General features: G+C 65.2%; 18 protein-coding genes. 11 read left to right on the forward strand and 7 right to left on the reverse strand.

All coding sequences use genetic code 11. The features are described 5' to 3' along the window. Window positions 1–6: 6 nt before the first annotated feature. The 5 genes from B9C99_RS12635 to B9C99_RS12655 form a co-directional block, all read right to left on the reverse strand. Window positions 7–189 carry a hypothetical protein gene (locus B9C99_RS12635; protein ID WP_026061210.1) on the reverse strand — a complete coding sequence of 61 codons (183 nt, stop codon included), beginning with the start codon at window positions 187–189 and terminating at the stop codon, window positions 7–9. A 75-nt stretch (window positions 190–264) separates the two neighbouring features. Next, window positions 265–888, reverse strand: coding sequence for a PIN domain-containing protein (locus B9C99_RS12640; RefSeq protein WP_253250062.1), 624 nt, complete (start codon window positions 886–888; stop codon window positions 265–267). Between the two features lie 53 nt (window positions 889–941). Further along, complete coding sequence (locus B9C99_RS12645; RefSeq protein ID WP_016692580.1) at window positions 942–1,352, reverse strand: helix-turn-helix domain-containing protein; 411 nt, start codon at window positions 1,350–1,352, stop codon at window positions 942–944. Between the two features lie 148 nt (window positions 1,353–1,500). After that, complete coding sequence (locus B9C99_RS12650) at window positions 1,501–2,946, reverse strand: carotenoid oxygenase family protein (protein ID WP_088898102.1); 1,446 nt, start codon at window positions 2,944–2,946, stop codon at window positions 1,501–1,503. 69 nt (window positions 2,947–3,015) lie between these two features. Further along, entirely contained in the window at window positions 3,016–3,495 is a 480-nt protein-coding gene (locus tag B9C99_RS12655) for a TspO/MBR family protein (RefSeq protein ID WP_088898103.1), read from the reverse strand. A 98-nt stretch (window positions 3,496–3,593) separates the two neighbouring features. Between B9C99_RS12655 and B9C99_RS12660 the strand changes: the two genes are divergently transcribed. Beyond that, complete coding sequence (locus tag B9C99_RS12660; RefSeq protein ID WP_172414938.1) at window positions 3,594–4,592, forward strand: MBL fold metallo-hydrolase; 999 nt, start codon at window positions 3,594–3,596, stop codon at window positions 4,590–4,592. Window positions 4,593–4,599: 7 nt separating this feature from the next. Here B9C99_RS12660 and B9C99_RS12665 read toward each other — a convergent pair whose 3' ends face one another. Further along, window positions 4,600–6,969 carry an FdhF/YdeP family oxidoreductase gene (locus tag B9C99_RS12665; protein ID WP_016692576.1) on the reverse strand — a complete coding sequence of 790 codons (2,370 nt, stop codon included), beginning with the start codon at window positions 6,967–6,969 and terminating at the stop codon, window positions 4,600–4,602. 113 nt (window positions 6,970–7,082) lie between these two features. Between B9C99_RS12665 and B9C99_RS12670 the strand changes: the two genes are divergently transcribed. Next, the gene (locus B9C99_RS12670) at window positions 7,083–8,654 is read left to right on the forward strand and encodes an FMN-binding glutamate synthase family protein (RefSeq protein ID WP_088898105.1); all 1,572 of its coding nucleotides are present in this window, start codon (window positions 7,083–7,085) and stop codon (window positions 8,652–8,654) included. Between the two features lie 365 nt (window positions 8,655–9,019). On the opposite strand, the gene B9C99_RS25590 is transcribed toward B9C99_RS12670, so the two are convergent. Beyond that, a complete protein-coding gene (locus B9C99_RS25590) occupies window positions 9,020–9,493 on the reverse strand; it encodes a hypothetical protein (RefSeq protein ID WP_143543558.1) in 474 nt (157 codons plus the stop codon). Window positions 9,494–9,572: 79 nt separating this feature from the next. Here B9C99_RS25590 and B9C99_RS12680 point away from each other — a divergent pair, with 79 nt between their 5' ends. From B9C99_RS12680 to B9C99_RS12720, 9 genes are all read left to right on the forward strand, one after another. Further along, window positions 9,573–11,174 (forward strand): MFS transporter, encoded by a 1,602-nt coding sequence (locus B9C99_RS12680; protein WP_088898107.1) that lies wholly within the window; start codon window positions 9,573–9,575, stop codon window positions 11,172–11,174. Window positions 11,175–11,742: 568 nt separating this feature from the next. Continuing rightward, window positions 11,743–11,961, forward strand: a complete 219-nt coding sequence (locus B9C99_RS12685) for a hypothetical protein (protein ID WP_016695750.1) — start codon at window positions 11,743–11,745, stop codon at window positions 11,959–11,961. A 101-nt stretch (window positions 11,962–12,062) separates the two neighbouring features. Beyond that, a complete protein-coding gene (locus B9C99_RS12690) occupies window positions 12,063–12,476 on the forward strand; it encodes an SHOCT domain-containing protein (protein ID WP_026061822.1) in 414 nt (137 codons plus the stop codon). Beyond that, window positions 12,473–13,093: a hypothetical protein gene (locus tag B9C99_RS12695; protein WP_143543559.1), complete on the forward strand. Its 621-nt coding sequence runs from the start codon at window positions 12,473–12,475 to the stop codon at window positions 13,091–13,093. Before B9C99_RS12690 ends, B9C99_RS12695 begins: the two co-directional genes overlap by 4 nt. Before the next feature lie 1,171 nt (window positions 13,094–14,264). Beyond that, on the forward strand, window positions 14,265–15,401 hold the full coding sequence (locus B9C99_RS12700) for a Xaa-Pro peptidase family protein (protein ID WP_088898109.1): 1,137 nt from the start codon (window positions 14,265–14,267) through the stop codon (window positions 15,399–15,401). Window positions 15,402–15,559: 158 nt separating this feature from the next. Then, window positions 15,560–17,014, forward strand: coding sequence for an APC family permease (locus tag B9C99_RS12705; protein ID WP_088898142.1), 1,455 nt, complete (start codon window positions 15,560–15,562; stop codon window positions 17,012–17,014). Continuing rightward, entirely contained in the window at window positions 17,011–17,457 is a 447-nt protein-coding gene (locus B9C99_RS12710) for a hypothetical protein (RefSeq protein ID WP_088898110.1), read from the forward strand. Before B9C99_RS12705 ends, B9C99_RS12710 begins: the two co-directional genes overlap by 4 nt. A gap of 4 nt (window positions 17,458–17,461) precedes the next feature. After that, complete coding sequence (locus B9C99_RS12715) at window positions 17,462–18,808, forward strand: dipeptidase (protein ID WP_088898111.1); 1,347 nt, start codon at window positions 17,462–17,464, stop codon at window positions 18,806–18,808. 225 nt (window positions 18,809–19,033) lie between these two features. Next, the gene (locus tag B9C99_RS12720; protein WP_088898112.1) at window positions 19,034–19,459 is read left to right on the forward strand and encodes a hypothetical protein; all 426 of its coding nucleotides are present in this window, start codon (window positions 19,034–19,036) and stop codon (window positions 19,457–19,459) included. Window positions 19,460–19,620: the final 161 nt, after the last annotated feature.

Genomic DNA, 19,620 nt, shown 5'->3' on the forward strand with positions numbered 1-19,620 from the left:
GGAGTGTCAGGCCGCGAACCCCACCGCCCCGATGACCGGGATGATCGTCATGAAGACGATGGCGATCGCGAAGAGCGTGATGGTGATCTTCTTGTCCCAGCGCGATCGCGTGCCCGTCGCGGCGAGCATGAAGAAGACGAACCCCACGCAGATGGATCCGATACCGATGACGACGGGTGTTTCCAACATGGCTCCATCATCGCCCATCACCGGTTTGCTCTGCGGTGGCGGCTGCGAGAACCGATCACAATCAGCCGTGTCGTCTCAGCTACCTTCGGGGACACACGAGAGAGCTCGAGCCACCGCCGGTGCTTGCATCATTTTGCGGATCGCGGCGGCGAAGTTGGGAGCCTGTGCGTCTTCGAGACGAGCCACCAGGTTGAACGGTCGACCGAGTCTGCGGTGATAGGCGATCTGTTCGAGCAGGGCTTCACGGACAGTGGAGATTGCGTCCCGGTGGACGAGCATCAGGAAGTCGTCCGGGGTATAGACCTCATAGCCGAGAAATTCGTCATGAGCTACCGCAAAGTCGTGAAACCCATTGTCGCTGGTGATGACATATTGGACGTCACCATGTTCGGCAGCGGCATGCAAGTGCGCGTCGTACTCGTCTGTATATGCCAGACCCGGATCGATTTCGTATCCCTTGATTCGGCCATGTGCGGCCACTCTGACGATATTGTCCCGCACTCCCCCGATCTGACGATCGGAGAAGTGCGGGTGCTTCTTGCGCAGGTGATATACCAACTCCGCAAGAATGTCCTCGGTCCAACGCAGATGGAACAATGGCGGACCGGACCTGTTGGCCAGCAGACAGAGCCAGTCCCTCAAAGTCCGCGAATACAGTACGTTCGCGTCCGGCAGCACGTTCGGCACTCGTGAACTCACGCGTGTGACAATAGGCTCCCTACCGCCACATACACATACGAGCCTCCCGACTGTCAGTAATCCAGTCCCTCGGCTTCCTCGAAGTCGCGCAGATCCTGCAATGCGGCCCTTTGTTGCTCGCGCAGCCGGTCTCTGTAAGCGAGGACGTCCGCAGTATGGAGTCGCGTGTGGGTCCCGACCTTGTGTCCTGGGATCTGCCCTTCGCGGATCAGTTTCATCAGCGTCGGGCGAGAGATGCCGAGTAGATCCGCCGCTGATGTAGTGGTCAGCTCATCCGGCATCGAACCGATGGTTACCGTGCCACCCGCAGCGACGATCTGCACAACTTCGGTGAGGATTGCGGCCAGCTCGGCGGGAACCACCGACAGCAGATCCGCAGGGTTGAACGCTCCGGCCTGCGACACCTGATCCGATGTCACCGTCAGTGTCGTCTTTCCCACGCCGCGATCGATCACTGCGTCCATCGCTCACACCTCCTGCATCCACTCCGACCGTAGCCACTTTCACTTATAAGTGCAACATATTTGTAGGGGGTGATACCCGCCCCTGGAAGACCCGAACGGAGAGAGGCTGTGAGGCTTCTCGACAGTCCGAGCCGCCACAGCCGAGAGATCAATGCCGGAGGCCGGACCCCGGCCGGAAGGCTCCGTGGAAGGTCATCGGCACGTGGTGCTGCAGGTTCACCGCCGCGACCGGCCCGTCGCCCGGTCGATCGGCGCGCAGGACGACGAGTCTGCTGGTCCTGCGCGCGGGCCGGTGCTCGAGTGTCAGCAACCAGCCGTCGCCCTCGGCGTCGCCGCCCGGCGCGAAGAGCGGTTCGCAGACGGTGTCGCCGGCGGCGGCCGTGTATCGGCTCACGGCTCCGGCGCGATGATCGATCGTGGTGACCGAGTCGGGATCGCCTCCCGGGACCGATGCCGATGCCGTGTAGCTGTAGCGATGCTCGGTGGTAGCGAACCGCTGGTCGAGCTGGGGGAACTCACATCCGTGATCGTCGAGTTCGATGGTGGTGACGCGGCGGGTCCGCCGGTCGACCGACAGCCGGGTGAGGGTGCCCCCGAAGGCCGGCCCGGCGGACTCGCGATAGTTGCGTAGGTGCCTGTTCCACCCTTCCCAGCCATCGGCGGGATCGTGTGCGACGAGTTCGACGACGGTGCGGTCCCCGTCTTCGTGGGCATTGGTGACGTGGAAATGGAACAGCGCATCGTGTTCGACGGTGGTCGGCCTACCGCCGTCGCGCGGGACCAGGACGATGGTGGTGCCGAGTTCCGGCCGATAGGACAACGCGTCGTCGAAGGGACGCAGACCCAGAGCAACCGGGATCGGATTCCGGACCACCAACGGTCCGAGTACGAACATCAGGTGGCGTTCGGTCAGCGCGAAGTCGTGGACGAATCCGAGCTTCGGAATCGGGACGGTCGCGAGTCCGTGCAGCCGACGGCCGCGATCGAGTCGATAGCAGCGGATCATCGGTCGCGGGAAGAAGTCGAGCCCGAAGTTGAACACCTCACCTGTCGCGGGGTCGGTCTTCGGATGCGCGGAGAACGCTCCGACGCGCTTCAACGCACCACCGAAGGATTCGGGCCCATAGGTCTGCAGGGTCTCGGCGTCGAGCCGGTGCGGTCGTCCCCCTTCCCAGAGGGCGTAGAGCACGTCGTCGTGCAACAACACACTCGTGTTCGCGAGATTCTCAGGGAACCTCAGCGCGTTTGCGAGCGCACCGCCGATCCTCTGTGTACTGAATCCTTTTGCCGGACGACGTGTCTCGTTCGTCCTCGCGAAGCTCTTCGTCCGCACGTACCGATTCCGGTAGTGGACCCCCACCGGCCCGATGTCGATGTGGGAGACCATGCCGTCACCGTCGAAGATATGACTCAGGGGATGACCGTCGACGTCGAGACGGCCGGGCCCGATCCGGTAGAGCGCGCCCCGCAGGCCCTCGGGAATCGCGCCCTCGATGTCGTCCAGGTCGTAGTCGAACTCCCGGTGCTGGGAGTCCCACGGTGACGCCCCGAGTTCCTGCGCTTGCTGTTCCGACGCCCCCGTTGCAACGGTCATGTACCGACGGTCGCACAGATGAGACAGATTGCGAAGAACTGTCTCATTGCCCTCCGCGACATCGGCGGATCAGCGATTGAGCTGTGTGATCCGTCCGGTCAGCAGCGTGGCGAACGCCGTCCACGCCGAGTACGGAGCCAGCGCAGCCCCCGCAGTCGGATTCGCCTCGGCCGTCCAGCGCGTCAGATCCGCGGTACTGGCGGCGAGCAGGGCGGCGACCACAGTGGCAGGCATCAACCGATGCCACTTGAAGAACACCCACGACCACGACGCGTTGAGGACGAGATTCGTGGCCAGAGCCGCGATATAGTTGCGACGACCCGCGTAGTCGTCGGCGTCGGTGTACTCGTCGATCGCGACGGCCGAGGTGACAGCGATATCGGCGTACAGCGCCGTCCAGACGATCGGGAACGCTGCGGCCGGAGGCTGGAAACCGGGCTTGCGCAACTTGCGGTACCACCGGGAGTTCGTGTCCTGGGAGGCGATCGATCCGACGATCGCGGTGGTCGTGGTGGCAGCTGCGGTCGCGAGGACGGTACTGAGTCTCATGTCTGTCGGCTCCTGTGGATGACGGTTGATCGTCGGCTACCCGAGCCGAAGGAGCACGAAACGGACACCTCGGTAGGGTGGCGGGCCGGGAGGTCGACATGAGTGGATTGCAGCAGGTCGGCGACGGGGTCTGGGCGTTCGTGCGTACACCCGGCGGCTGGGGCGAGGCCAACACCGGGTTGGTCGTCGCTCCGGGAACGGCGTCGCTGGTCGTCGACACCGCATGGGACGTCGCATGGGCGCAGCGCATCGCCGAGGCGCAGGCACCGCTGGTCGCCGATGCTCCGATCACCGACGCGGTGAACACCCACAGCGACGGTGACCATTGGTGGGGCAACGAGACGCTGCCACCCGACGCGCGGATCACCACCAGCGCCGCCGCACTGGACGGGATGCGCGAGGATCTTCCCCCGCGCGCCCTCACCGCGCTGGCCGGCATAGGCTCCAGGATCCGGCGCGTCCCCGGCCCCGTCGGTGCGGCCGGTGCCTACATGGCGCGGGTCCGCGGCGGTGCCCGATTCCCGCGCCGCACCCCGCGGATGCCCGACACGACCTTCGCGACCGCCACCTCACTGGACATCGGTGGTCGCACGATCGAACTCGAGCAACTCGGGCCGTGCCACACGGCCGGCGACCTGGTCGTCCGCGTGGCCGATGCCGGTGTCGTCTTCACCGGCGACCTGCTGTTCATCGGGTCGACGCCGATCCTGTGGCACGGCCCGCTCGACAACTGGTTGTCGGCGCTCGACCGATTGCTCGGCTGGGACGCCGCGGTGTACGTACCCGGGCACGGGCCGACCTGTGGTGCAGCGGAGATCCGAGCACTACGCGACTACTGGCTGTGGCTGCGCGACGCCGCCCACGATCATCACCGGGCCGGACTCACCCCGCTCGAGACAGCACGGAAACTCGTGCGCACGAGAGACTTCGATGCGTGGCGCAACTGGGAGTCGCCGGAGCGCATCGCGTTGAGCCTGAGCACCCTGTTCGACCAGTGGAACGGCAACCCACCGGCGCCGCCCACCATCACACGTCGCGCCGCAGCCTTCATCGCGGCCGAAACACTGCTGCGCGAAGGAGCATTCGAGGCAGCCTGACCGCCGGTCAGGACAGGTGCTTCGGCTCCGGGGTCGTCTTGTGCGACCAGTCCGACCCCACGGGCGCAGTTCCGAGCGCGTCCGGGCACTCGTCGCGTCCGGCAGGAGCCAGGGAGATCACGATCGACTTGTAGGTGGGGCAGTTGCTCTTCAGTGCAGTCGAATCGAGCGGGACGAGAGGGTTGGTCTCCGGGTAGTAGGCGGCCGCGCTTCCTCGTGGCAGGTCGTACTCGACGATCCGGAACCTCTTGGCGCAACGGTCGCGGTCGTCGCCGTCCCATCGTGTGAACAGGTCGACGAAGTCCCCGTCGTCGAAACCCAGTGCGGCGATGTCGTCCCGGTGCATGAACACGACACGACGGCCACCCTCGATCCCGCGGTAGCGGTCGCTGAGGCCGTAGATGGTGGTGTTGAACTGGTCGTGGCTGCGCATCGTCTGCAACAGCAGATGCCCCGGCGGAACCTGAACCACTTCCACCGGCGATACGGCGAATTCTGCCTTACCCGAATCGGTATCGAAGGTCCGGGTGTCGCGGGGCGGATGCGGCAGGATGAACCCTCCCGGACGCCGGACGTTGACCTCGTAGCCCTCACAGCCCGGGACGACGCGAGAGATGCGCGAGCGGATGTTCGCGTAGTCGTCGCGCATCGCCTTCCAGTCGATCCCGTAACGGTCACCGAGCGTGGCCTCGGCGATGCCGGTGATGATCGCGACCTCCGAACGAAGGTGCTCGGAGGGTGGCTTCAACGGTCCCCGGGACGCGTGGACCGCGCACGTCGTGTCCTCGACCGACACGAACTGTGGCCCCGAGGTCTGGACGTCCTTGTCTGTGCGCCCGAGCGTCGGAAGGATCAATGCGGTTCTGCCGCAGACCAGATGGGAACGATTGGGCTTCGTCGAGATGTGCACGGTCATGTCGATTCCGGCCATCGCCTCGGCTGTGACGCCGGTGTCCGGCGCCGCCTGCACGAAGTTGCCGCCGAGGCCGAGGAAGAAACGCACCTTGCCGTCGCGCATCGCCTTGATCGAATCGACGGTGTCGTAGCCGTTCTCGCGAGGAGGATCGAAACCGAACTCCTTCTCGATAGCGTCGAGGAAACTCTGCGGCGCGCGTTCCCAGATCCCCATCGTGCGGTCGCCCTGGACGTTCGAGTGTCCGCGCACCGGCATGAGCCCGGCACCGCGCTTGCCGATGTTGCCCTGCGCGAACGCGAGATTGCAGATCTCCTTGATGGTCGCCACGGCGTTGCGGTGCTGGGTGATTCCCATGGCCCAGCAGAACACCGTCGCCTTCGAGCGGCGCAGCATCTGGGCAGCCTCGGTGATCTGCTGGCGCGACAGGCCGGTCGCGGCGACCACCTCGTCCCAATCGATGTCCCGGACGTGTTCGACCCAGTCGTCGAATCCCCGCGTGTACTGCTGCACGAAGTCGTGATCGAGCGCGTCCCATTCGACGAGCAGCGACCCGAACGCCTGCAGCAGTGCCAGATCTCCGTTGACCTTGATCGACAGATGCAGGTCGGACAGGTCCGTTCCCCGTCCGAGCACGCCGCGCGGCGTCTGCGGATTACGGAAGTTCACCAGACCCGCCTCGCGCAGCGGGTTGATCGTCAGGATCTTCGCACCGTTCTGCTTGGCCTCTTCGAGTGCGGTGAGCATGCGCGGGTGGTTCGTGCCGGGGTTCTGGCCCTGCAGGATGATGAGCTCGGCGTTGTGCACGTCGTCGAGCGTCACGCTGGCCTTGCCGATGCCGATCGATTCCTGCAGCGCGATGCTCGTGGACTCATGGCACATGTTGGAGCAGTCGGGCAGGTTGTTGGTCCCGAACGCCCGCGCGAACAGCTGGTACACGAAGGCCGCTTCGTTCGACGCACGCCCGGAGGTGTAGAAGGTGGCTTGATCAGGGCTGTCCAGCGACTTCAGCTGCTCACCGATGAGGTCGAAGGCCTCGTCCCACTCGATCGGGGTGTAGTGCGTGGCGCCGGGCCTCTTGACCATCGGGTGCGTGATGCGGCCCTGCTTGCCGAGCCACAGTTCGCTGTGTGCGGCGAGCTCGTCGATGCTGTACCTGGCGAAGAATTCGGGGTCGGCGCGTCGCTTGGTGCCCTCCTCGGCGACGGCCTTGGCACCGTTCTCGCAGAACTCGGCGATCTTGCGATGCCCGGGGTCCGGGTCGGGCCACGCACAGCTCGGGCAGTCGAACCCTTCGGCCTGGTTCAGTTCGAGCAGTGTCTCGGCCGAACGCACCAGTCCCATCTGTTCGAGGGATCGTTTCATCGCCACGGCGACGCCGGTGACGCCGGCGGCAGCCTTCTTGCGGTCTCCGATCTCGAGGTCGGCCTCGTCGTAGTCGGACTGCAGGTCGCTCTTTTGCATTCGCTCACCTCTCACCACGCACAGCTCTGCACGGCGGGTACCCATGGTGTCCGCCCCTCGAAACCCCGCTCGGTTCCCGCTCCGGGGCGGTTGATCGGACGTACCCTCGGAGAATGGGATGGTCGAAAACGCTCGGTATCCCGGCCGCTGCGGCGGCCGCTGTCGGTGCCTACGATCTTGTGCAGAAACGACATTCGCTGCTGCGGAACTTCCCGGTTCTCGGGCATGCGCGTTACGTCCTGGAGTCGCTGGGACCCGAACTGCGGCAGTACATCACGACGAACAACGACGAGGAGCGGCCGTTCAACCGCGACCAGCGCAGGTGGATCTACGCGTCGTCGAAGAACGTCACGAACACCTTCGGTTTCGGCAGCGACAACGACATCGAGTACACCGACGGGTACACGATCATCAAGCACCGGACGTTCTCGGACCTGCCGCCGTCGGCCGCGCCTCACGGTGGCGAGAAGGTCTCCATTCCGTCCGCGAAGATCCTCGGTGGTGCCCGGGGGCGCGCCCGGGCCTTCCGCCCCGGGTCGTTCGTCAACATCTCCGCGATGAGCTTCGGCTCGCTGTCCGGTGCCGCCGTGGAGGCACTCAACCGGGGTGCCGGCGCAGCCGGGTGTCTGCAGAACACCGGCGAAGGTGGCCTGACGAACTACCACCGCAACGGCGGAGAATTGATCTTCCAGATCGGCACCGGCTACTTCGGGTGCCGTGACGAGGACGGCCACTTCGACCTCGCACGGCTGAAGCGGGTCGTCGACTCGGCGCCCGTCCGTGCTCTGGAGATCAAGCTCAGTCAGGGCGCCAAGCCCGGACTGGGCGGACTGCTCCCCGGAGCCAAGGTCACCCCGGAGATCGCCGAGGTCCGCGGAATCCCCGTCGGCAAGGACTGCGTGAGCCCCTCCCGGCACACGGAGTTCCACGACATCGACAGTCTGCTCGACTGGGTCGAACTGCTTGCCGCCGAGACGGGCCTTCCCGTGGGCATCAAGTCCGCCGTCGGCGACACGACCTTCTGGGACGAACTCACCCGGCGGATGAGCGAGACCGACCGCGGCGTCGACTTCGTCACCATCGACGGTGGCGAAGGTGGAACCGGCGCAGCACCATTGGTGTTCGCCGACGCGGTCTCCCTGCCGTTCCGCAGCGGATTCGCGCGGGTCTACGCGACGTTCGCCGAGGCCGGCCTCACCGACGACGTCACCTTCATCGGCGCCGGCAAACTCGGTCTGCCCGACAACGCAGTGGTCGCCATGGCACTCGGCTGCGACATGGTCAACGTCGCACGCGAACCGATGTTCTCGATCGGATGCATCCAGGCACAGAAATGCCACACCGACCGCTGCCCCACCGGCGTCGCCACACAGAACCGCTGGCTCACCCGAGGACTCGACGTCCCGACCAAGGCCGACCGCGTCGCCGACTACATCGAAGCCCTACGCCGCGACGTGTTCAAGATCGCGCAGGCCACGGGTGTGGCCCATCCGGGCCTGATCACCGTCGACGACATCGAGATCGCCGATGGCAACCGGCACGCGATCACTCTGCGCGAGATGTACGGCTACCGAGACGGATGGGGACTGCCGTCGCAGGCCGACCGGGAGGAGATCACGCGGCTGATGACCGTGGAAGCAGTGACTACGCCGGGTGGGACGGAGGCGTCGACAGAGACGTCGTAAACACCTGCAGGTCAAGTGATCAAAGAAGCCCAACCGATAAGACCTCGTTATGTTAACTAGTGGTTTTCGGACGTTGCATGTGATGACCGATCCGTCTGCCCCGATCATCGATGCCGGGCGCGGTGTGTCTGGAAAGTCGATCCGACCCCAGTCTCGGGCGGGACTCCGCGAAGCCGTTACCGACGGCGATTCCAGCCACTGGTCCGATCACTGCGTATCGGCCGCCACCGAGTCGCGGTGACACGCGAATGCTGTGTCCGTTGCAGAGCAACGCCATGCTGCCGGTGGCGACCGCGCGCATGGGACACCTCTATGCCCGACAGCGCGTTGGGCACCGCGAAGGCATCACGCCCCCCGGAGTGTTTCTACAACCCACCGGCCACCATCACCCCTTCCACATTTGATGGATAATCGCGGTTATCCATGTTATGCCGATCCGATAGGCGCGCGGCCAGCTTGTGAACCTTCTCGATTTCCAGCAGTTCTCCCCTCGGCGGAGAACCCTGGCTGCAGGTCCCGGCCGGTTCGTCCGCTGCGGCGCATCGCCGCCGCAGCGGACGAACCAGTACTGTTGGCTGGCTCCTGATCACCGCAGACGATGTGCGCACCGGCGGCGCCGACGCCGCCGACCATGTGCTCGCCCCGATCTGGAAGAAGGTTGCCCCATGAACGCCGCGATCGAGGTCGAGATCCTTGCTGCGTCGAAAGCCGCCGTCCATGGCCTGCGTGCGTTGGCCGATCTCGCCGCAACCGAGGCCGGGAGCAACTACCGGATCGTCGGTGGACCCAGGGATGAGACACGTACTGAATCCGGCTCGACCGAACAGCGCCTTCTGCACATTCCCCGGGTCTACTGTCGGATCAGCACTGGTTGACCGGCCGGATCGCCGCCAGTGCACGGTGAGGTGGTGATCTGCCATGGCCGACGGGATCTCTTCCGCCGAAGAAGGTCAGCTCTCCGGCCGACGTCGGTTGCTCGCCGTGCTTCTCGCGATGGCGATGTTCGTCCTTGTCGTCGACACGTCGCTGATGAACGTGTCGATCTCGGCGGTGGTGCGCGACCTCGGCACCACCGTCAGCGGTGTGCAGTCCGCGATCGCGCTCGAAGCGCTGGTCTCGGCGGCGTTCATTCTGATCGGCAGCAAGATCGGTGACCTGATCGGTCGCAAACGCGCATACGTGCTGGGACTGCTCGGCTACGCGACGGGCGCTGCGGCGATGACCCTCGCCCAGGGACTGACCGTGGTGATCCTCCTGTGGGCGGTGGTCGGTGGGATCGGCGCATCACTCCTGCTGCCTGCCATGCAGTCACTGGTACACGGCAACTTCCACGGCGCCGCTCAGAAGAAGGTCTACGCACTCGTCGGCGCGGCAGCTGCGATCGCCGCTGCAGTCGGCCCATTACTCGGCGGCTTCGTCACCACCTATCTGTCGTGGCGGGTCGGGTTCGCCCTGGAAGTGGTGATCATCGCGGTGGTACTGGCCGGCATCGGGCTCGTCCGGGACGTGCCGTACACCGGGCCGCGCGGCGTGGACCCGATCGGAGCCGTGCTGTCGGTCGTCGGCATGGGTGGGATCGTGCTCGGGATCCTGGTGTGGCAGGAGGGCGGCGACGCGGTCGCGGCACTGCTGCTCACAGGAGCTGCCGCGCTCACCGCTCTCACCTACTGGTTGATCCGCCGCACACGGCGCGGCGAGCCTGCCCTGCTGGACCCGGGCCTGTTCCGGTCGAAGGTGTTCCGGCTCGGCGTCACCGGGCAGATGCTTCAGCAGATCGCGTTGGGCGGGACGATGATCGCGCTGCCCATCTATCTGCAGATGGTGCTCGAGTACAACGCCATGCAGGCCGGTCTCTCACTCGCACCGCTGTCGCTGAGCATGTTCGCCGTCGCTCTGCTCGCGGGGAACAAGGCAGGCAATCGCCGTCCCGCAGTCATCATTCGGTGGGGGTTCGCGCTCGTCACCGTCGGCGTCGCCGTGCTGCTCCCGTTGGTACCCCGCGCGGACTTCGGGTGGGTGCTGCTGGCACCACTCGTCGTTGCCGGTGCCGGGCTGGGGCTGCTGGTCTCGCAACTGAACAACTACACCCTCGCCCCGATATCGGAGGAGCGGGTCAGTGAGGCCGCGGGCACCAATTCCGCGGCCGGGTCGTTCGGGCTGTCGTTCGGACTGGCCTTCGCCGGGGCCGTCATGCTGGCCACCTTGTCCCTCACGTTCACCGCCATGACGCAGTCGAGCACCGTCCTGCCGCCCGACGAGAAGCAACACATCGCGCAGGTCCTCGAGGAGGACGCCGAGGTCATGAGCAATACGCAACTCCAGGACCTGCTCGCCGGCCGGCCACCCGAGATCCGCGACGAGATCATCCGCATCAACACCGACGCCCGGCCCGTCGCGCTGCAGGCCGCGCTGCTCGTGCCCATCCTCACGGGACTGCTCGGACTGCTGAACTCCTTCCGGATGATGCGTGAACCCGACGCACCGCCCGCGGCACCGGGAGCCGCACCCGGACTGCTCTGACACCGCTTCCGCACTGCACCAGTCGGCGCCGGCGTGACAAGGAAAGCCGTTCCGCGAGACCCGGGACAGGCAAAGAAGATCGGTGCCACACGCGTCACGATGTCCGCCACCGTCGGATAGTGGATGGACCGGGCAATGCGGGCCCACGCCGTAGCCAGCGGCAGGTGAGACCGTCGCAGGGTCCGGAACCCGTCCATCGTGCGGAGGCCCCCGCTCGTTGTTGAATCGACGATCGAATTTACCAGAATATGTTGCGGTGTCCGACCGAGCAGGCGCACAATTCGGCAAAAGAGGGCGATGAGCGCCCAGTGTGGGAAGTGACCGTGTCGATGATATCGATGCTGGGGGACCGATCGAGCGGCGAGCCCTTGCGCGACGCCCTCGCAGAATTGTGATTGCAGCGGAGCCTGCAGCGTTGTCACGCCGATTCGGGTACGAGCAGGACGATTCACCGTCGTCGAGTCCGGACCGACAGCGCTGACCCGTACCACGAGGTCGGTGACCGGACGATCGAACGCGGTGACACCGTCGTTCTCGACTTCGGCGACCAGAGAACGCAGGACTCGAGATGAGCACTGTGCGCGCCACACCCGACAGTCAGATCGCGGATCGGCTTGCCGCCGAGTTCGAGGGCTTCCTCCCGCGGTATCGGATCGAGGCAGTGGTTGCGAGCTGTCTGGAGGACCTGCGAGGAATTCCGGCGCCGGCTCTGCCGGAGCTGGGCGAACGCCTCGCCCGCCAACGTCTGCTCGACCTGGTCGAAAAGCCGAAAGCCGCGGTGCCCTAGCTACGGCGGTGCAGTGGCAGAAAGACGTACTCTCCCCCGCGGCCAGACCACTCCGAACTTCTCGGCCTGTCTCGCCGGTCCCTTCACCGGAGGTGCACATCATGGACTCGTTCTGGGATCTCCTGTGGTACACGATCATCGTGTTCGCCTTCGTGGCGTACCTGCTCGTGTTCTTCCTGATCCTGACGGATCTGTTCCGCGACCACACCGTGTCCGGGCTGGGCAAAGCCGTCTGGGTGATCGCCCTGATCCTGATTCCTTTCTTCAGCGCTCTGCTCTACCTGATCGTGCGCGGACAGGACATGGCCATCCGGGCCCGAGAGGCTCAACTCGCCGCCCGGCACGCCACCGACCAGTACATCCGGCAGGCCGCCGGCAGATCCGCCGTCGATCAGATCGCCGACGCGAAGGCGCTGCACGAGTCCGGGGCGATCACCGCGGCCGAATTCGAGCAGCTCGAGAACCGTGCCCTGGAACAAGACACCCCGGGGCGCGGCGAGATGCCGAGCCGATGATGACCACCGGGCCGTCGTGCTCCGTGCGATTGTGGCGGCGCGCGCCCTGGCACCGGAGCCCGCTGCTGCGCCGTCGCGACCGGCTCGAGTCGACGGCAGCTCTCGTGGTGGTCGTCTTCGTGGTGATGATGGTGCCTTTGGCAGCCACCGTCGGCACCGTCACCTACGGCACGCTGGTCGAGCAGGCCCGCCAGGACATCCACACCCACCGTCAGGTCGAAGCAACCGTTCTGGACAGCGCCCCCACCGTGGCCGCGGCGCCGGAGACCGCCCCACCGCTCCCGCCGGCCGTCGACCAGACCGAACTCCGGTGGGTGCGGTGGAATGTGGACGGGCACACCTACACCGGTCGGCTGAGTCGGCCGCTCGACGCGCAACCCGGCGCGACGATCGACCTGTGGGTGGACCCCAGCGGCGTCCCGGTCGATGCTCCCCACAGCGGGACGGACAGCGCCACTACGGCCGTGCTCACAGCGATAGCCGTGTGGGCGGCCGCGTTGGTCGGCGGGGTCGGGTTCTGGTACGGCGTGCATCGGTACAACGAGCACCACCGACTGCAGGAATGGGAACATGAATGGCGCCGGGCGCACCACACCCCCGGGTGGACTATCGGCTGACCGACCGAAGGGTAATACCGCCAGCGGAGATGTGTACGCCATATCGATCATTCGTCCCGAGCTTCCGACCGCGTGGACGAAGCTATCAGGACGCCACGATCGGGGCACTCGGCCGCGAACTTCACCTCGGTGATGTTCCCCGCACCCGTCAGTACGGTGAGGTCCCGCGATGTAGCCGTCCAATCCGTTCCACCAGAGCGGATAAGTACGAGTGCGGGCCGAGACTACTCCTGAGGCTCGCCGCCGTCGGCTCCCACTTGCCCCGCCCTGCCCCGCACTGCCGCGCCGCTGAGACAGCGTGGAGACGGTGACGGCCACTGTCGCCACTACGGCTGTGCGGCCGGTGTCCCCTACCGGGGGAGTTCGAGTGCGACGCACTTGTTTGCAAGCTGGGAGAACGAAGGGTTCTAATATTGTTTCTCTCAGTAAATTTCGTAACCTGTCGACTCAGATTCGGCACGTCGCGTTGCACGGCAACCTTGCCCGACGCGGCGAACTGGAGGCGTGCAAGTAAGTGAGTGGACGAGCGAAAGCCCGCGCGGTTCGTTGCGGCGCCGCGGCTGTACCCCAGTCGGTGGCCGACACGCGGGTAGCTGCACCGTTGTCCATTGCCATGTGCAGGAGACTTTTCGACTCCCGGTATCCACAGACGCCGAAGTTCGGGCACGCGAGACGCCAATCCTCGTCCGTTCGTCCCGAACCCACGCACTGCGACTTTCAGAACATCCTGAATCCGACCGAACGCGCGGACGATCGCAATTTCACCGTCCACCGTTCGGTGACGGGAATGTCAGCCGGCGTTCGCGAGCGTTCAGGGGTAACGAAAATTCATACCGAGCGGGTCACGGGTAGGACGGTCGAGTGGTCCGGTACCCGCCAGATTGGCGGAAGTCTCCGAGGCATTACTGCATCGAACATCGATTTTATTGGAATGTGCTGCGGCGTCCGACTGGGCAGGCGCACAATTCGGGTAAAAGAGGGCGATGAGCGCCCCATAGGGGAGGTTGACCGTGTCGATGATGTCGATGCTGGGGGACCGATCGAGCGGCGGGCCTTGAGCGACGACCCTCGCAGGGGTTGTGTACGTGGCGAGTTCGTAGAGGCGAAATCAGCTTCGCGCCTAGCAGATTAGGCAGTCGGTCGAGCATTCCCAAGGCCCTTGGAGAGCCCGATGACATCGCAGGTGCATCCCGCTCCGATGCCGTTCACCAGTGAGGATTATGCCGCCCGTATGACGCGGGTGGTGCACGACGCGGCCCTCGCGGGTCTGGACGGCGTTCTCATCACCCCGGGACCTGATCTGGTCTGGTTGACGGGATATCGACCGACCGCGATCACCGAACGCCTCACGTTGTTGGTGCTGCGCCTGGACCGATCACCCATCATGGTGGTTCCCACGCTCGAACGGGCCGATGCCGAAGCGGCGGACGGCGCTGCCGCGGTCTCGTTCGCCGACTGGGCCGATGGCGCCGACCCGTATGAGCTGGCCGGGGCACTGCTGGATCCGTCGAGCCGATACGGCGTCTCCGACTCGGCGTGGACGATGCACCTGTTGGGCCTGCAACGGCAACTGCCGCACTCGTCGTACGTGGCCTTGACCTCAGCGATGCCGATGTTACGGGCCGTCAAGGACGCTCGCGAACTGGCACGGCTCACCGCAGCCGGCGCCGCGGCCGATGCAGTCTACGAGCAGATCGTGCAGAGACCCTTCGCCGGCCGGCGCGAGCGGGACATCGCAGCGGAGCTGGCAGCGTTGTTGCGTCGATTCGGGCATGAACAGGTCGATTTCACCGTCGTCGGGTCCGGACCCAATGGCGCTGATCCGCACCATGAGGCCGGTGACCGGACGATCGAAGGTGGCGACATCATCGTTCTCGACTTCGGCGGCTTGATGTTCGGTTACGGGTCGGACACCTCTCGCACGATTGCAGTCGGGCCGGTGGATGCCGAAGCGCAGCGGGTGCACGAGGTCGTCCGGCGGGCGCAACAGGCAGCGGTCGAGGCGGTCCGTCCCGGAGTCAGTTGCCAGCAGATCGATCGGGTGGCGCGGGCGGTGATCAGCGAGGCCGGCTACGGCGACCGATTCATCCACCGCACCGGTCACGGGATCGGAGTCATCACCCATGAACCCCCGTACATCGTCGAGGGTGAGCAGCAGCGTCTCGTTCCCGGCATGTGCTTTTCGATCGAGCCGGGAATCTACCTCCCCGGCAGGTTCGGGATCCGCATCGAGGACATCGTCACCGTCACCGACGACGGCTGTCGTCGTCTGAACAACACCAGTCGCGACCTCCGGGTCGTCGACTAGCCCGCCACGCAGACCGGATCGAGGAGGACAGCGTATGCACCGCCACCGCAGGTCCACGACAGGGGCGCCCGATCGCGCCGTGACGAGGAAGGCACTGGGATGACCCGCGCCCTCGGCGCTCAGAGCGCCCGGTACAGGATTTCTGGCAGGTGGATATCATGAGCGCACCGGACATCCCGGCCGACCAGCCGCCCACCGAGTCGAAGGTCCGGACCCGGGTTCCGGCCGGGCCCTGGATCTCCTGGGTGGCTCTGGCGTTGATGACCACCAGTTCGGTTGCCAGTCTGCGGCCGTCGCCGACGATGGCTGTCTACGGTCTGGCCTGCGTGTTCTTGTACGTCATACCCGCCCTCGTGTTCCTGCTCCCGACGTCGCTGGTGTCGGCCGAATTGGCGTCGGGATGGGAAGGGGGCGTCTACAACTGGGTCGCTCTCGGGATCTCCAAGCCGATGGGGTTCCTGGCGGTGTGGTGCCAGTTCGCGATGACGATCTTCTACTATCCGAGTCTGCTCGGATATGTGGCCAGCACACTCGCGTACGTCATCAACCCCGCCCTGGCCAGCAACGGTGTGTGGACCGCGTTGGTCATCATGGTCTGCTACTGGTCCGGGGTCTATATCTCCTCCCGCGGCACCAAGGGTGTCGCGGGCCTGGCCAGCGGCGGACTGATCATCGGCACCCTGATCCCCGGGGTGCTGCTGGTGATCTTGGGGGCGGTCTTCCTCGGGCAGGGCAACCCGTCGGCCGCGCCGATGACCGCCGATCATCTGCTGCCGGCCTGGGCCGGACTGGCCAGCCTGGTGTTGATCGTCAACAACTTCCTGTCCTACTCCGGGATGGAGATGAACGCCGTTCACGTCTCCTCGTTGCGCAACCCCGCCAAGGAATTTCCGAAGGCGATGTTCCTGGCGATGGGGTTGGTGCTGCTGATTTTCATCCTGCCCGCGCTGGCCATCAGCTGGGTGGTGCCCGCCGAACAGCTGTCTCTGACTGCGGGAGTGATGCAAGCATTCGACGCCGTGTTCGCTCAATTCGGATGGCAGTGGCTGACTCCGGTGATCGGAATCATGCTGGTAACCGCTTCGCTCGGCGGCATGTTGACCTGGTTGGCGGGCCCCTCGAAGGGCCTGCTGCTGATCTCCCGGCAGGAAGGCTATCTACCGCCCTTCCTGCAGCGGGTGAACAAGCAAGGGGTGCAACAGAACATCCTGGTCACGCAGGGTCTGGTGACCACGGTCATCGCCCTGCTGTATGCGTTCATCCCGGACGTGTCGAGCACGTACTGGATCTTCTCGGTGATCACCACCCAGGTGTACCTGATCATGTACCTGCTGATGTTCGTCGCCGCGGTCCGGCTACGGCGCAAGTTCCCCGATCACCCCCGCGGTTACCGGGCACCGATGCTCGTCGGACTCTGCGGGGTCGGCTTCGCCGCCTCGCTCGCTGCCCTGCTCATCGGCTTCATCCCGCCCTCGCAGTTCAGTTCCGGAAACGCCGGGGTCTACTTCCTGATCGTCGCTGCCGGCGCACTCGGTCTCGGCCTGCTCGTGCCCTACCTGTTCTACAGGTCCCGCAAGCCGTCATGGAAACAACCCGAGGAGAGCCCCTCATGACCACCGCGGAGGAAACATGGAATCGCCGTGACCGCATGATCATCTACGGGATCGTCGCATTCATCATCGTCATCCTCACCGTCATTGCCCTGCTCCTGTTTCCCTATGTCTCGTCGAGCCGAGAAGCCGAGGACAAGGCCGACCAGCTCATCGCCGCCCTGGACGAGGCCGGCGCCCACACCCCCTCCCGCGACCAGATCATCGGGGTGCTCGGCGAAGACGGCGGAGCCATCTGCGCCAACCCCAATGCTCCGCTGACCCGAGCCACGTTGCTGTCCCAGATGGTCAACGGCGCCGGTGGGCCGGGTACTCGCCCGGTCGTCGTGGACGAGCGGGTCGTTCAAGGAGAACTGCTGATCATCGAGATCTACTGCCCGGACAAACTCCCCGAATTCCAACAGTTCGTGGACGACCTCGCGACCAGCGACGTGGCAGGGGGGTAATGGCATGGACCTGAAGCAGCGCATCCACGATCTGATGCCGCAGGTGAAACACGATCTGACCGAACTCGTCGCAATGCGATCAGTGGCCGATCCTGACCAATATCCTCCCGAAGAATGTCACCGCGCGGCGGAATGGGTACGGCAGAAATTCACCCAGCAAGGGTTCACCGATGCCCGTCTGGAAGAAACCGCCGACGGAAGTGATGCCGTGGTCGGGACGAGGCGCTGCTCGAACCCGCACGCCCCGACCGTATTGCTCTATGCCCACTACGATGTCCAACCGCCGCTCGACGACACTGCCTGGAATACACCACCCTTCCAGCTCACCGAGAAGAACGGGCGCTGGTACGGACGCGGAACCGCCGACTGCAAAGGCAATATCCTCGTCCACCTCACCGCACTGCAAGCTCTCGGCGACGAACTGCCCGTGCACCTCAAACTCGTGGTCGAAGGGTCGGAGGAGCAAGGCACCGGCGGACTGGAAGCCTTCGTCCCCGACAACGCCGACCTGCTGCGCGCCGACGCGATCCTCGTGTGCGACACCGGCAATGCCGACGTCGGAAAACCCGCCGCCACCGTCAGCCTGCGCGGAATGGTCAATGTCGTCGTCACCGTCGAAGCACTCACCTCGGAGCTGCACTCCGGCATGTTCGGGGGCGCCGCGCCGGACGCCCTCGCCGCTCTGGTCGCCATGCTGGCAACCCTGCGAGATGCCCAGGGCAACACTACCGTCAACGGTCTGGACAACAACCAGACCTGGGCCGGCGAGCACTACCCACCGGAACAGTTCCGCGCCGACGCCGGCATGCTCGACACCGAATCAGTGCTCGGCGATGGCACCGTCTCCGACATGCTCTGGGCGCGTCCGGCCCTGACCATCCTCGGTATCGACTGCCCGCCGGTGATCGGATCGGCGGCAGCGATCACGCCCCGGGCCCGTGCCCGTTTGAACCTGCGGATACCCCCCGGCCTCGAAGCCGCCCGGGCGCAGAAAGCGCTCGTGGATCATCTGCATGCCGCCGCACCGTGGGGGGTTTCCGTGGAGATCGAGGTGGAGGCCGTCGGAGCGCCGTACCGAGCCCGCACCGACGGGCCCGCCTACCAGGCTCTCGCTGCAGCCATGCAACAGGCCTACGACCGTCCCATGGTCATGCTGGGACAAGGGGGATCCATCCCGTTGTGCAACGTCCTTGCCGACACATACCCCGACGCGGAGATCATCTTGATGGGCGTCGAGGAACCCCGGGCACTGATCCATGCCCCCAACGAAAGCGTCGACCCAGCCGAGATCGCCGCGATGTCGCTGGTCGAATCCACATTCCTGCAGAACTACGCGAGCATCCGTCCATGAGGCACGAGAAAGGAATGACCCGAAAAGTCGCCGGTCAAGCGAAGTGTGCAAAGAAACCGCGTTCCCGGTGCGGTCCTCGTCGTCATCGCCTGAGTTCTCGTAGTCGAACACGGCGCACAGGTGCAACGCGATCGCTCCGACCCCACCAGTATCCGAAAACCCTGCGATAAGGGCAGGATTCAGCGCTGACTTGCCTCATCACGTCCACTGACAAAGGAGACGACCGTGTCACAGAATGCGCATACCGATCGGGAGAGTATGTCCGTCAAACAAGGCATCGCCGCCGGCACCTCGATCGGCGCCGCGATCATCATGGCCACCATCGGCATCCTGCAGTTCTTCCAAGGCATCGCGGCGGTGGCCGAGGACGAATTGTTCGTGCAGGGCCAGGAATACATATTCAAATTCGATTTCACCGCGTGGGGATGGATTCACATCGTCTTGGGTGTGGTGATGGTGGTCGTGGGCATCGCCTTGATCACCGGGGCCACGTGGGCACGGATAGGGGCGATCGTCATCGCCGCATTGTCGATCCTGGCGAACTTCCTGTGGCTGCCGTACTACCCGTGGTGGTCCATCCTGATCATCGCCCTCGACGTAGTGGTCATCTGGGCCGTGTCGACCTGGCAGCCGCGAGCCGACTACTACTGAGCCGAACACTCTCGACCGCGCGCCTGATGCCCGCCCAGGCGGCTCGAACAACCCACTCTTCATCTCGGTGATCTGGTGCTCGGCGGCCATCACCAGGTCGGAATCAGTTGCACCGAGGGGCAGGCGCGAGATCCGATCGTCGCCGCGTTCGGTCTTCACCT

It is taken from the genome of Rhodococcus sp. BUPNP1, from assembly GCF_002215235.1.
In the GTDB taxonomy this organism is placed as follows: Bacteria; Actinomycetota; Actinomycetes; order Mycobacteriales; family Mycobacteriaceae; genus Rhodococcus.